Here is a 13,303-nt window from a genome sequence, read left to right on the forward strand (position 1 = left end):
TTGTAACCGCTATTGCACGCCAGACACGACAATGGCGGCCCCCAAAACCGGGAGCCGCCGTCGTCGGACTTTGAACTGAAAAAGTCTTCCTAATGCGTGGTGCCGTGTGTGGTGGTCCCTGTGGTGTCAACGTCGCCGAGCAAGCCGGGTACGGCTCCGGCCACGCCCAGGGAGCCGATGGCAATTACCCCCACCACGGCCAGTGCGCGGACGTGGGCCGACGCCGTCATCCGCCCCTCCGGCTTGACGGTGCCAACGCGCCTGGCGCGGAGCAGGACGACGGCCAACACCAGGGTCCCCAGCTCGAGGAGGCCAGCGGCCATATCAGCCAGGCCCACAGGCTCGGGCAGGTTGGAGTTGGGACCGAAAGGCAGCCCGGATGTGCGGGACCAGACCCACAGTGCCAGCGGAACCACGGAGGCGGCTGCGACGGTAACGAGGACATTCTGGCCGGCCCGGCTCAGCAGTAGGGCTCCGCCGGCCGCCTCCGCCATGGCCAGGGTCAGAAAGAAGGCGCTGGCAACCACCCAATGGTTGAGATGGTCCGGGATGACTGCGAGGTGGATGGCGGCGCAACCGAACAGTGCCACCGCCGCCAGCGTCTGCCTGGGGTCCGTGGCGCCCTCCCGGGCACGGCCGGACCGCACCCGGCGCAGGGCGCGCTCCGGGTGCGCCTTCGGCCGGCGGCTGACGTCCAGCCGCCCGCCCCGGATGGCCACCGTCCACCCGGTCACCACGACATTGGTGACCAGGAGCAGGCCGGCGCCATAGCCGAAGGCGGCCAGCTGGAGTCCGAGCGAGGATTGGTCCAGCTGATCCACGGACTGTGCGGAGTTCGAATGGTGCAGGTGGCTCATCAGGTCGTGCTGCAGGGCGTAGTCCCAGGCCTGGCTGGCGGCCAGCGTGAGGGCGCCGGCCAGGGTGCCGGCGGCGGCAATCAGCAGGGCCGTGGTGAAGTATGCCTTCTTTCCCGCTGGTACCGGCCCGAACCACCGCATGGACAGCGTCACGGCCGCGATGACCGCCAGCACGAACACCGGGAGCAGCACGGTGGACTCCCGAAACCAGCTGATGAACGGCTCCTGGGTCCGCTCAATGGCCCCCACGGCGCCCCTGAGCGAGACCATCCAGAAGCCGTCGGCGTAGGCCATCATCGCCGCCAGCGGGATGACCGTGAGCCACGGGACCGCGGGGCGGGCCGGCGCCTGGACGCCGGTCCCGCTGCTGCTCCAGCTGGCGGTGCCCGCTGGTACCGCTGTCATGGCGTGATTTCCCAGCCGAACATCATGGCGTGGTCCTCATGCGCCAGGTTGTGGCAGTGGGCCACATACGGTCCCACGAAGTCCCGGAAGCCGCGGTAAATGATCACCGACTCGCCGGGATCCAGGGCCACCAGATCCTCGCGTGACACATCGTCCGGATGGGACTTGTCGCCGCCGCGCGTCACGTCCCTGTTGTTCCGCATGACGGTCCGGTGTTCCTCCATATGCAGGTGGAACGGATGGACCCAGCCGCCACCGCCATTGCGGATCTCCCAGAGGTTGAAGCTGTTCTTCTTCTGCTGGGCAAGCGGTGAGCGGCCGGCGCGGTTCTTGAGGCTGGTGGCTACCGTATTCGGGGTGAAGGGCTTGCCGTTGATAAGCCACTCGGTTTCGCCGCCGCCGGAGCCGCGCTCCACCTCGAAGATGAGCCGATTGTCCAGCATGGTCTGCCAGTTGCTCGGCAGCGGCGGAAGGTCGCGCATCTTCACGGGGATCTCGCTGTCGTCGGGTGCGTCGTCGCCGATCACGAACTTAAGCACCGGCACCTTGTAGTTCGGGTCCGGCGAGAACCGGGACGAGTTGCTCCACATCCGGCCGTTGGGCATCTTCATGACGTCGGTGAGGTAGATGACGTCGCCCTTGGTGGTGGGCGTGCCATCCTGGTACCGGCTGAAGTCGACCACCACCTCGCGTCGCTTGGCCGGCCACAGCTCAAAGGAATCGCGCTTGATCGGGAACGGCAGCAAGCCGCCGTCGGACGCGATCTGCGTGAACTGCATGCACTGCTGCCCGTCCGGGATGCGGTACTGGCCTTCGAGCTCGTCGCCCTTGTAGCCGAGCGAGACGGAGGTCTTGGGCCCCTTCGTGGAGCTCATCAGCTTGAACTCGTAGATCCGGGCGATGGACGCGTCCAGGAACCGGAAGCGGTACTTGCGCCGCTTCACCTCCATGACCGGGTAGGCGGTGCCGTTCACGGTGAAGATGTCACCCACGAACCCGTGGTTGGGGAAGTGCTTGTAGAAGGTCTTGCCCCACCACTCGGGGTGCTTGGCCGGGTTTTTGGCGTCCGGGAACTCCTTTTGCACGTCGTGGATGTCCTTGTGCATGGTGACGCCGTCGTCGAGCCGGCAGTCGTAGAAGGCCAGCGGAACGTCGTAGTCGACGTCGAAGGACCCGTCCGGGTTGTCCTTACGGACGCCGGGCAGCCGCAGGCCCTGGCGCTCATCGCCCATGTCCATGCCGTTCTTCGGGTCATAGATCGGGTACAGGCCCACCATGCCCTTGTAGACATTGGAACCCGTGTGGTCCATCCGGTGGTCGTGGAACCAGAAGAAGCTCTGCTTCTCCCGGTCGTCGCCCCCGGCGGGCCAGTTCAGGTACAGGTTGTCGCAGAACGTCTTCGGCAGGTAGCCCTCATACTTGGGCCCGCTCACCATGCTGTAGTGCGGATTGCCGTCGCTCTCCGGCGCTGTGTGGCCGTTGTGCAGGTGGGTCAGGAAGGACCAGTCCGGAGAGCCGAAGTCCTGGCGGTCCAGGTTCAGCGGGTTTTCGTCGAGGTGGTTCTCGAACCGGACCAGCGCCGGCTTGCCGTATTCGGCGTTGATCATGGGGCCAGGGAAGGTCCCGTTGAAGCCGTAGATGGTGCTCAGCGGCAGCGTGCGTTTGGTGCCGGCCGGGTACGTCTTGCGCTTCTCATCGAAGGAAATCGTCGGACGGCCGTTCGCGTCGATGGGCAGCACCTGGGAGGTGGTGAACGCGTGCTGCCGCAGGAGTATGTCGATCTTGTAGACCAGGGGGTCCGGATAGCCCAGTTGGGAGGGCCAGATCTGGTGCCGTTCGTTCTTGAAGGAACTCTGCTGGCCATCTCCCGGACCGGGCGGGTCGTTCCACTCGGTGTAGCCCTTGGTGAAGCCGTCGCCCACGGCCGGCGTCGGGGCCAGGGCCTTTGGAATGGGCAGCTGGTCCTTGAACGGCGTCAGGATCAGCGGGCTGGTGGGAAATGCCTCGATGTAGAACAGCAGGTCACCGAGGGCGGTGGACGAAGCGGCGAACGCGCCGTCGGGCGAAAGGAGTCCTTTCTGCGCGAGCAGTGGTCCTGCCCAGCCCTGGGCGGCGACGACGGCCGCACCGGCGCCTCCGGCCGCACTGAGCCGCAAGAGATTGCGGCGGGACACTGTGTTTGTCGGCACTTCGTTTGTGGTTGCGATTTCTTCTGACACGGGTATGCGCCTCCTTCGGGGCAATAAAGTGTGGCCTGGTGGCCCCGGTATTCGAGCTTTCTCAGGGGCTCCCCCGGCGGTTTCTGCACCGGGAAATCCTGGCCTTGCGGAAGCCGGCTGCGCTTGTCGTTGCCCCGCGCAACTACAGTGCGGGCCGGGGCTTGGGAAAACATTGGACGGGTGCGGTGCATACCCCTCAATGAGATGGGTATAAGGGGGGTGGCCGTCATAGGGCTACGGCCAAGTAAATAGAAGGAATTGGGCGGAAAACGGCCGTTCTGGTGAAACGATCGATCAGAGGCCGGGTTCAACGGTCGGTCAGAAGCCCCACTAGAACAGCGGGGCGAGCCCGTTCCAGCCGGCGCTGATGCGGACGCGGGCGGCGAACTGCCCCGTGCCCAGCCCGGGATAGAGCCAGAGGACGCCGGCGCCGTCGCGCGCCAGCAGGTCCGGGTTGCGGTCGCCGTTGAAGTCACCGGGACTTACGACGGCGGTCATGGCGTTCCAGCCGGCGCCCACCCGGACGCGGGGCAGCCAGCCGCCGGTGCCGCTGCCGCGGTAGAGCCAAAGGACGCCGCTGGCTGTTTCCCGCGCGAGGACGTCGGCGGCGCCGTCGCCGTTCATGTCGCCCGGACCCACCAGGGCATTGAAGCTGTTCCAGCCGGAGCCGACGCGGATCCGCGGCAGGAACGCGCCGGTGCCGTTGCCGCGGTACAGCCAGAGGAAGCCGGTGGCAGTCTCGCGGGCGAGGATGTCCACACGTTGGTCGCCGTTGAAGTCACCCGGGCCTATGATCGCGCTGAAGCTGTTCCAGCCGGTGCCGAGCCGGACCCGGGGGAGGAACCCGCCGGTGCCGTTGCCGCGGTACATCCACAGGTATCCGGTGGCGGCTTCCCTGGCAAAGACGTCCTGCGGGCCGTCGCCGTTGAAGTCTCCGGGCGTCTCAAGGGCACTGAAGCCGTTCCAGCCGGTGCCGATGCGCACGCCGGGCAGCCGGCCCCCGCGGCCGTTCCCCGGGTACAGCCGCAGCTCGGCCGTGGCCGTCACGCGGGCCAGGATGTCCGTGTTCCAGTCACCGTTGAAGTCTGCGGTTGACCGGGACAGGGTGGATGCCGGAACAGGCAGGGGGGTGAAGGCGTAGGGGTCGCAGGTGAGGTCGTAATCCCGGACGTCGTCGTACCACTGGGAAAGATACACTCGGCCACCGGAGAAGCTGGCGGTGCGGCAGAGGTTCTGGGCTTCGCCGGGGAAATCCAGCCGTCCGGCGGTGGCCCACACCGGAACGCCGGACAGCCGCCAGGAACCTGTAATGCTGGCCCAGCCGGAGGCGAATGAATACAGGCCATAGGAATAGCCGGAATCGCGCAGGCCGCGCATGAGGCCCTCGACGATGTACCGGTTCTCGCGCTGCTGCGCGGCGCCCGCCGTGGGCCACGGCTGGGCCGGGCGGGGTTCGACGTCGATCCACACCACGCGCGGCGCAAACCGGACCCGCGCCAGGCTGGCAACCGCAAAACGTGCTTCGGCATAGCCGACGTTGGAGAGCTGCCCCGCCCGGGTGGCTGCGGACCACGGTCCCTGGGACCGGTAGGTGGTGAGCTGGGCGGCCGTGGGGAAGGCCGCCATCGTGTAGGCCTGGGCCGGCTTGCGGTTGCTGGACGCCCAGGCGACCTGGCTGGCCAGGCACGGGTTCTCGGTGAAGGGCAGCCCCTTCGTTAGGCCGATCACCACGAACTGTGACGACGCCGGCGGAAGCGGCAGGCCAAAGCCGCCCACCGCCGTCGGGCACTGGGGCCAGGAGATGTCATGGCCGTTGAGCGATACGGCGCGCGCGGTGGTGGCGCCGGGCACGTATCCAAGAAGCAGGGCGAGCAGAACCAGAAGGCCCGTCAGCATGTGCCGTGCGGAAGATCCGGCCCCAGAATGATGAACTTTTCCGTCCATCGCCAGCGCTCCTTTGTTCCCATCAGTTTACGTCCGGCCGCGTTCATTCGTTCTGCATGCACGCGCCTATTCGTGCTGGGGGCTGTGGGTCGCGCACAATTACCCCATGGCAAAAAGCAATGCCCGGCTGCCCCGGCTTGAGGATGTGGCGGAGCGCGCGGGAGTCTCGCACCAGACTGTGTCCCGGGTGATCAACAACCATCCCAACGTCAGCAAGGCCACGCGCGAGCGCGTCGAGGCCGCCATTGCCGAGCTGGGCTACCGGCGCAACACTGCGGCGCGGAGCCTGGTCACGCGGAAGTCTCAGACGATCGGGGTGCTCGGCAGTGAGCTGTCCCAGTACGGTCCGGCCAACACGCTGCTGGGTGTTGAGCACGCAGCGCGCGACGCCGGCTATTTCGTGAGCATCGCGGCCTTGCGGTCGGTGAGCCGGGAAGCGATTTTCGATGCCATCCGGCACTTCCTGGACCAGTCCGTGGACGGCATTGTGGTGATCGTGCCGCATTCCGAGACGCTTCTTGCCTTGGCTGAGCTGAAGCCCGGCGTGCCGGTGGTGGCCGTGGGGTCCCTCGGCAGTGAGGGAGTCAGCGGCGCCATGGTGGACCAGAAGCGGGGGGCCGAGCTCGCCGTCGGGCATTTGATTGAGCAGGGCCACCGCCGGATTGGCCACGTTGCCGGTCCGCAGGACTGGATCGACGCCGTGGCGCGCGCCGAAGGCTGGAGCGCCGCGCTGCGCGAGGCCGGGCTGGACGACAGCCTGGTGGTCGAGGGGGACTGGAGCGCGGGCAGCGGCTACGAGATCGGCCGGAAGCTGGCGGCCGAACGGACCGCCACCGCGCTGTTCGTGGGCAACGACCAGATGTCCCTGGGCCTGCTCCGGGCCTTCAATGAGGCCGGCGTCCGGGTCCCCGAGGATGTTTCGGTGGTGGGCTTCGATGACCAGCCGGAGTCCGGCTACTTCACGCCGCCCCTTACTACCGTGCGCCAGGACTTCGAGGAACTGGGCAGGCGCTGCATGGATCTGATGCTGAGCGCCATCGAGAACGGGAACACGGTGAGCACCACGGTGGTGGAACCCGAGCTGGTAGTCCGCCGGAGCACGTCCGCCCCGGCCTGAGGGCATAGATCCCTAAATCGGTGATCTGCAGCACTTGACGCAGTCCGTTGTTAGCGCTCACAATAGTTTCAGCCCGATAAGCAGCGGGCCATCATTTGGAGGATTCATGGACGTCACAGCAGACGGCAGCGAAAACTATGTCATCGGGGTGGATTACGGCACCCTGTCCGGCCGGGCCGTGGTTGTGCGGGTCCGGGACGGCAAGGAACTCGGCAGCGGCGTGTTCGACTACCCGCACGCGGTGGTCACCGAAGCGCTTCCAGCGGACGTGGCGGACACGGCGGAAGGAACAGCCGCCCGCCTGCCCGGGGAATGGGCGCTGCAGGTGCCCAACGACTACCGCGACGTGCTCCGGCACGCTGTTCCCGCTGCGATCGCTGACGCCGGGATCAACCCGGCCGCCGTCGTCGGGATCGCCACGGACTTCACGGCCTGCACCATGGTGCCCGTCAAGGCAGACGGCACCCCGTTGAACGAGGTACCCGGCTTCGCCAACCGCCCGCACGCGTATGTGAAGCTGTGGCGCCACCACGCCGCGCAGGGCCAGGCGGACCGCATCAACGCACTCGCCGCCGAGCTCGGCGAATCATGGCTGCCGCGGTACGGCGGACTGATCTCCTCGGAGTGGGAGTTCGCCAAGGGGCTGCAGCTGCTGGAAGAGGACCCCGAGGCCTACGCCGAAATGGACCACTGGGTGGAAGCCGCCGACTGGATCGTCTGGCAGCTCTGCGGCAACTACGTCCGCAACGCCTGCACCGCCGGCTACAAGGGCATCTACCAGGACGGACACTATCCGTCCGATGACTTCCTCGCCGCCCTGAACCCCCAGTTCAAGGACTTCGTCAGCACCAAGCTGGACCACACCATCGGACGCCTGGGCGACGCCGCTGGCTACCTGACCGCCGAGGCCGCCGGCTGGACCGGGCTCCCGGAGGGCATCGCCGTCGCCGTCGGCAACGTCGACGCACACGTCACCGCCCCGGCAGCGAAGGCCGTGGAACCGGGCCAGCTCGTGGCCATCATGGGTACGTCCACCTGCCACGTCATGAACGGCGCCGAACTCCATGAGGTGCCGGGAATGTGCGGCGTAGTGGACGGCGGCATTGTCGACGGGCTCTGGGGCTACGAGGCCGGCCAGTCCGGCGTGGGAGACATCTTCGGCTGGTTCACCAAGTACGGTGTCGCGCCGGAATACCACCAGGCCGCGGCCGAGGCCGGGCAGGGAATCCACGAATACCTGACGGACCTGGCCTCCGGGCAGGCGATCGGCCAGCACGGCCTGATCGCCCTGGACTGGCACTCGGGCAACCGCTCCGTGCTGGTGGACCACGAGCTCTCCGGCGTGGTTGTCGGACAGACCCTGGCCACCCGGCCTGAGGACATCTACCGGGCGCTGCTCGAGGCCACTGCCTTCGGTACCCGCACCATCGTGGAGGCCTTCCGGGATTCCGGCGTGCCGGTGAAGGAATTCATCGTCGCGGGCGGCCTGCTGAAGAACAAGCTGCTGATGCAGATCTACTCGGACGTGACCGGCCTGCAGCTCTCCACCATCGGCTCCACGCAGGGCCCGGCACTCGGTTCGGCTATCCACGCCGCCGTCGCCGCCGGCAAATACGCCGATGTCCGTGCCGCCTCCGAGGCGATGGGCGCCGCACCCGGCGCCGTCTACACCCCCATCCCGGAAAACGTCGCGGCGTACGACGAACTGTTCCAGGAGTACCGGACCCTCCACGACTACTTTGGCAGGGGAACCAACGACGTCATGCACCGGCTCAAGGCCATCCAGCGCAACGCCGTCCAGCCGGCCGCCGCCCAGTCAACTGACGCCCAGCCCCTGCTCACCGAGGAGGTTTCGGCATGAGTGCGCTGCTGGAAACCATTGCCCGCGTCCGCCGGGAGGTCTGCGAACTGCACGCCGAGCTGACCCGCTACGACCTGGTGGTCTGGACCGCCGGCAACGTCTCCGGCCGGATCCCCGGCTACGACCTCATGGTCATTAAGCCCTCGGGCGTCTCCTACGACGCCCTGACCCCCGAAGCCATGGTGGTCACCGACCTCTACGGCACCCCGGTCAGCAGCCTGAGCGCCGACGCCGAAGGTGTACCCGCCCAGTGGGACAATCCGGACCTGACGCCGTCCTCGGACACCGCCGCGCACGCCTACGTCTACCGGAACATGCCCGACGTCGGCGGCGTGGTCCACACCCACTCCACCTACGCCACCGCCTGGGCGGCGCGGGGCGAGGAGATCCCGTGCGTGCTGACGATGATGGGCGACGAGTTCGGCGGCCCGATCCCGGTGGGCCCGTTCGCGCTCATCGGCGACGATTCGATCGGCCGCGGCATCGTGGAGACCCTGCAGGGATCGAACTCCCCGGCGGTGCTGATGCAGAACCACGGCCCATTCACCATCGGCAAGGACGCCCGTTCCGCGGTCAAGGCCGCCGTGATGTGCGAGGAAGTGGCCCGCACGGTCCACATCTCCCGCCAGCTCGGCGAACCGCTCGCTATCGACCAGGGGCAGATCGAGTCGCTCTACGACCGCTACCAGAACGTATACGGACGCTAAGTCCGGCCCCTGCACACCCAAGACTTTCAAGGAGACACCAATGCCCAGCGCCAACAACACCTCCCTCGAGCACTACGAGGTCTGGTTCCTCACCGGCAGCCAGCACCTCTACGGTGAGGACGTCCTGAAGCAGGTGGCGGCCCAGTCCCAGGAGATCGCGGCCGCCCTGAACGAGTCCTCCGAGGTCCCGGTCAAGCTCGTCTGGAAGCCCGTGCTGACGGATTCGGACGCGATCCGGCGCACCGCGCTGGAAGCCAACTCCGACGACTCGGTGATAGGCGTGACCGCGTGGATGCACACGTTCTCCCCGGCCAAGATGTGGATCCAGGGCCTCGACCTGCTCCGCAAGCCCCTCCTGCACCTGCACACGCAGGCCAACGTGGAACTGCCCTGGGCGGACATCGACTTCGACTTCATGAACCTGAACCAGGCCGCCCACGGCGACCGCGAGTTCGGCTACATCCAGTCCCGGCTGGGTGTGCCGCGCAAGACCGTCGTGGGCCATGTGTCCAACCCGGAGGTGGCCCGCCAGGTGGGCGTCTGGCAGCGCGCCTCCGCTGGCTGGGCCGCCGTCCGCAACCTGAAGCTGACCCGTTTCGGGGACAACATGCGCAATGTCGCTGTCACCGAGGGCGACAAGACCGAGGCAGAGCTGCGCTTCGGCGTCTCGGTCAACACCTGGTCCGTCAACGAACTCGCCGACGCCGTCCACGGCGCCGCGGAGTCCGACGTCGACGCCTTGGTGGCCGAGTACGAGCGGCTTTACGATGTGGCCCCGGAGCTGCGCTCCGGCGGAGCCCGCCATGAATCCCTCCGCTACAGCGCCCGCATCGAGCTCGGGCTGCGCAGCTTCCTCGAAGCCAACGGCTCCGCTGCCTTCACCACCTCCTTCGAGGACCTCGGCGAGCTGCGGCAGCTGCCGGGCATGGCCGTCCAGCGGCTCATGGCCGACGGTTACGGTTTCGGCGCCGAGGGCGACTGGAAGACGGCCATCCTGATCCGCGCGGCGAAGGTCATGGGCGCCGGACTGCCCGGCGGCGCCTCGCTCATGGAGGACTACACCTACCACCTGGTGCCGGGCCAGGAGCGGATCCTCGGCGCCCACATGCTGGAGGTCTGCCCCTCGCTGACCGCCACCAAGCCGCGCGTCGAAATCCACCCGCTGGGCATCGGCGGCAAGGAGGACCCGGTCCGCATGGTCTTCGACACCGACGCCGGCCCCGGCGTCGTGGTTGCACTGTCCGACATGCGCGACCGCTTCCGCCTCGTAGCGAACGCCGTCGACGTCGTCGACCTCGACGAGCCGCTGCCCAACCTGCCGGTCGCGCGCGCCCTCTGGGAGCCGAAGCCCGACTTCGCCACGTCCGCCGCCGCCTGGCTCACCGCCGGGGCTGCGCACCACACGGTTCTTTCCACCCAGGTGGGCGTGGACGTGTTCGAGGACTTCGCCGAAATCGCCCAGACCGAGCTACTCACCATCGACGAAGGCACCACCCTCAAGCAGTTCAAGAAGGAACTGGCCTGGAACGCCGCCTACTACAGGCTGGCCGGCAGGCTGTGACCGGATACGGGGCTGGGGCCGAATTCAACATCCGGGCGGGGGAGTACACCGCCGTGGTCACGGCACAGGCAGGCGCGCTGCGGGAGCTTCGCCACCGGGGACGGGACCTCATCGTTCCGTTCCCGGCCGGCGGGCCCATCCCCGACTACCGCGGCATTGTCGCGGCGCCCTGGCCCAACCGGATCGCCGACGGCCGGTACACGTTCGACGGCAGCGAGTTGGAGGTGCCGGTCAACGAGCCGGAGCGTGGCTGCGCCCTCCACGGGCTGGTGTTCCCCCTGGACTGGGACCTGGAGTCGCAGAACGAATCCTCAGTGACGCTTTCCTGCACCGCCGGTCCGGCGCCGGGCTACCCGCATACTGTGCGGATCGTCGTCGAATACCGGCTGTCCGGGGACGGCCTGTTCAGCCAGGTCACGGCGGTGAACGTTGGCGGTACCGCGGCGCCCTACGGAGTCTGCCCCCACCCCTACCTGGTTGCCGGTCCGTCGCCCCTCGATGAGTGGACCCTCGAAATCCCTGCCGGGGAGTTCCTGGAGGTCACTCCCGACAGGCTGCTGCCGAAGGAAACGCGCACCGTGGAAGGGCATGAGTTCGACTTCCGGGCGCCGCGCGCCATCGGTGCCACTGAGATTGATCACGCCTTCACGGACATAGCGTTCGACGGCGATGGGCAGGCCCGGGTGCTGGTCCGGGACCCGGGCGGAACCGGCGTCGGAATGGCCTGGAACGGTACCTGCCGGTGGCTCCAGATCCACACCGCCGACAAGCAGCCCCCGGCCCCCAACCGGCTGGGCCTCGCCGTGGAACCCATGACCTGCCCGCCCGATGCCTTCAACAGCGGCGTGGACCTGGTCCGGCTGGAGCCGGGCGCCACGCACGAGGCATCCTGGAGCATCTTCGCCACGTGACCCATTCGACGCAGTGAGCCCAAACACCACGCCACGTCCTCCCGTCATGGAGGACGTGGCGCGTCTCGCAGGCGTGTCCCACCAGACCGTTTCGCGCGTGCTGAACACGCATCCCAACGTCAGCGCCCTTACCCGCAGACGTGTGGAACGCGCCATCGCCGAGCTGGGATACCGCCGTAACACCGCGGCCCGCAGCCTGGTCACCAGGCGTTCGCAGGCCATCGGAGTCCTGGGCGCCGGCACGGCACACTACGGCCCGGCGAACATGCTGCTGGGCGTCCAGCAGGCAGCCCGGAACGAGGGCTATGCCGTCAGCATGGCCAGCCTCAGCGAAGTGACGCCCTCCGGAATCCGCGACGCCCTCGAACACTTTCTGCTGCAGTCCGTCGACGGGATCGTGGTGATCGTTCCGCACGAGACGATGCTGAAATCGCTGCATGCCATGGCACTGTCCGTCCCGCTGGTTGCCGTGGGGTTCGGGGCGGACGAACACCTGACGGTCGCCGCCGTGAACCAGCGCGTTGGCGCAGGCCTTGCCGTGCAGCACCTGGTGAACCTCGGCCACACCTCAATCGCCCATGTTTCGGGCCCGCGGGACTGGATTGACGCCGCGGCCCGCACTGACGGCTGGCGGCGCACGCTTGAGCAGGCCGGGCTGCCGGAGGGTGTGCTGATCCAGGGCGACTGGAGCGCCGAAAGCGGCTACCGCGCCGGCCTCGAACTGGCGGCAGCCGGGAACGTCACCGCACTGTTCGCGGCGAACGACCAGATGGCCCTGGGGGCACTGCGCGCCTTCAACGAGGCCGGCCTGCGCGTGCCGGAGGACATCAGCGTGGTGGGCTTCGACGACCAGCCGGAGGCCGGCTATTTCGTCCCACCGCTGACCACGGTGAACCAGGACTTCAAGGAGCTCGGTGCTCGCTGCATCCGGATGCTCCTGTCCGACATGGCCAACGGCCCTTCGGGAGCGGCCTCGGTCCTCAACCCCAAGCTCGTGATGCGGGGCTCCACGACCGCTCCTGGATAGGCGCCGCCAAGCTGACTCAGGCTTCGTCGCAGAGCAGGTGGTACCAGCTGTCGGCGAGCACTTCGAGGGCGTGTTCGCGGTTGGGTTCCAGCTTGCGCCGCGTCCAGAGCGTGGCAACGTAGTCGAGCTGCGTGAAGGCGAGGGTTCCGCGGATGTGGTGTGTCTCCTCCGGGAAGCGCCCGGCCAGCTTCATTCCCCGGACCATGTCCGAGATGACTTCCTCGTGCCACCCCTCTACCAGGGTCCGCACCTCGGGGTCGACGACGGCGGCTTCGTCGAGTACGTCGAGGTAGGGCCGGAATGTCGGCCAGAGTGCCGCACGCGACTCCAGCCAGGCGAGAATGCCGGACAGCTGGCCCGCACGGACAACTTCAACCAGTTCGACGGCGGTGGAGCCACTGTCCGGGCCGTCGGCGCGCTCGAGTACGGCGTTGACCCGCGCCATGAAGTCCTTCATCAGGTCGGCGCGCGAGGGGTAATACGCGTAGAAGGTCACCCGGGTTGTGCCGGCCGCCGCAGCGATCTCCTCGATTTTCGTTGCGGCGTAGCCCTTCTCGGTGAAGAGCTCGAGCGCCCGTTCCACGATCGTGTCCCGGGTGAGCTGCTTCTGGGCTTCTCGCAGCGATGGCATGAAGCAATCCTAACGTGACGTGAGGCGTCCATGCGCGGCGGGAGCAAAGGATGCGCGGCCGCA

Annotated in this window: 10 protein-coding genes; 6 read left to right on the forward strand and 4 right to left on the reverse strand. The window is 67.6% G+C overall.

Annotated features, from left to right (window positions below; all coding sequences use genetic code 11):
- Nucleotides 1-89 precede the first annotated feature (89 nt).
- The 3 genes from AC57BR_RS13535 to AC57BR_RS13545 all read right to left on the reverse strand — a co-directional run bounded on the left by AC57BR_RS13535 (nucleotide 90) and on the right by AC57BR_RS13545 (nucleotide 5,377).
- On the reverse strand, nucleotides 90-1,262 hold the full coding sequence (locus tag AC57BR_RS13535; RefSeq protein WP_496361372.1) for a hypothetical protein: 1,173 nt from the start codon (nucleotides 1,260-1,262) through the stop codon (nucleotides 90-92).
- On the reverse strand, nucleotides 1,259-3,481 hold the full coding sequence (locus AC57BR_RS13540; protein WP_496361374.1) for a multicopper oxidase family protein: 2,223 nt from the start codon (nucleotides 3,479-3,481) through the stop codon (nucleotides 1,259-1,261). Before AC57BR_RS13540 ends, AC57BR_RS13535 begins: the two co-directional genes overlap by 4 nt.
- Nucleotides 3,482-3,811: 330 nt before the next feature.
- Nucleotides 3,812-5,377 carry an FG-GAP repeat domain-containing protein gene (locus AC57BR_RS13545; RefSeq protein ID WP_496361376.1) on the reverse strand — a complete coding sequence of 522 codons (1,566 nt, stop codon included), beginning with the start codon at nucleotides 5,375-5,377 and terminating at the stop codon, nucleotides 3,812-3,814.
- Nucleotides 5,378-5,531: 154 nt separating this feature from the next.
- On the opposite strand from AC57BR_RS13545, the gene AC57BR_RS13550 reads away from it, so the two are divergent.
- The 6 genes from AC57BR_RS13550 to AC57BR_RS13575 all read left to right on the forward strand — a co-directional run bounded on the left by AC57BR_RS13550 (nucleotide 5,532) and on the right by AC57BR_RS13575 (nucleotide 12,609).
- Nucleotides 5,532-6,542 (forward strand): LacI family DNA-binding transcriptional regulator, encoded by a 1,011-nt coding sequence (locus AC57BR_RS13550; RefSeq protein ID WP_496361378.1) that lies wholly within the window; start codon nucleotides 5,532-5,534, stop codon nucleotides 6,540-6,542.
- 106 nt (nucleotides 6,543-6,648) lie between these two features.
- On the forward strand, nucleotides 6,649-8,403 hold the full coding sequence (gene araB / locus AC57BR_RS13555; protein ID WP_496361381.1) for a ribulokinase: 1,755 nt from the start codon (nucleotides 6,649-6,651) through the stop codon (nucleotides 8,401-8,403).
- On the forward strand, nucleotides 8,400-9,110 hold the full coding sequence (locus AC57BR_RS13560) for an L-ribulose-5-phosphate 4-epimerase (RefSeq protein WP_496361383.1): 711 nt from the start codon (nucleotides 8,400-8,402) through the stop codon (nucleotides 9,108-9,110). Before araB ends, AC57BR_RS13560 begins: the two co-directional genes overlap by 4 nt.
- Before the next feature lie 40 nt (nucleotides 9,111-9,150).
- Nucleotides 9,151-10,671, forward strand: a complete 1,521-nt coding sequence (gene araA, locus AC57BR_RS13565) for an L-arabinose isomerase (protein ID WP_496361385.1) — start codon at nucleotides 9,151-9,153, stop codon at nucleotides 10,669-10,671.
- The gene (locus tag AC57BR_RS13570) at nucleotides 10,668-11,582 is read left to right on the forward strand and encodes an aldose 1-epimerase family protein (RefSeq protein ID WP_496361387.1); all 915 of its coding nucleotides are present in this window, start codon (nucleotides 10,668-10,670) and stop codon (nucleotides 11,580-11,582) included. Before araA ends, AC57BR_RS13570 begins: the two co-directional genes overlap by 4 nt.
- Before the next feature lie 46 nt (nucleotides 11,583-11,628).
- Nucleotides 11,629-12,609, forward strand: coding sequence for a LacI family DNA-binding transcriptional regulator (locus tag AC57BR_RS13575; RefSeq protein WP_496361848.1), 981 nt, complete (start codon nucleotides 11,629-11,631; stop codon nucleotides 12,607-12,609).
- Between the two features lie 16 nt (nucleotides 12,610-12,625).
- On the opposite strand, the gene AC57BR_RS13580 is transcribed toward AC57BR_RS13575, so the two are convergent.
- Nucleotides 12,626-13,240, reverse strand: a complete 615-nt coding sequence (locus AC57BR_RS13580) for a TetR/AcrR family transcriptional regulator (RefSeq protein WP_496361389.1) — start codon at nucleotides 13,238-13,240, stop codon at nucleotides 12,626-12,628.
- Nucleotides 13,241-13,303: the final 63 nt, after the last annotated feature.

The organism is Arthrobacter sp. BGA-UO-ETr-C19 (assembly GCF_059568005.1).

What these genes read in the sequence shown, in the direction of transcription:
- araA (WP_496361385.1), top strand. Translation starts at nt 9,151, where the DNA reads ATGCCCAGCGCCAACAACACCTCCCTCGAGCACTACGAGGTCTGGTTC.
- AC57BR_RS13545 (WP_496361376.1), bottom strand. Translation starts at nt 5,377, where the DNA reads ATGCTGACGGGCCTTCTGGTTCTGCTCGCCCTGCTTCTTGGATACGTG.
- AC57BR_RS13535 (WP_496361372.1), bottom strand. Translation starts at nt 1,262, where the DNA reads ATGACAGCGGTACCAGCGGGCACCGCCAGCTGGAGCAGCAGCGGGACC.
- AC57BR_RS13560 (WP_496361383.1), top strand. Translation starts at nt 8,400, where the DNA reads ATGAGTGCGCTGCTGGAAACCATTGCCCGCGTCCGCCGGGAGGTCTGC.
- AC57BR_RS13550 (WP_496361378.1), top strand. Translation starts at nt 5,532, where the DNA reads ATGGCAAAAAGCAATGCCCGGCTGCCCCGGCTTGAGGATGTGGCGGAG.
- AC57BR_RS13575 (WP_496361848.1), top strand. Translation starts at nt 11,629, where the DNA reads ATGGAGGACGTGGCGCGTCTCGCAGGCGTGTCCCACCAGACCGTTTCG.
- araB (WP_496361381.1), top strand. Translation starts at nt 6,649, where the DNA reads ATGGACGTCACAGCAGACGGCAGCGAAAACTATGTCATCGGGGTGGAT.
- AC57BR_RS13580 (WP_496361389.1), bottom strand. Translation starts at nt 13,240, where the DNA reads ATGCCATCGCTGCGAGAAGCCCAGAAGCAGCTCACCCGGGACACGATC.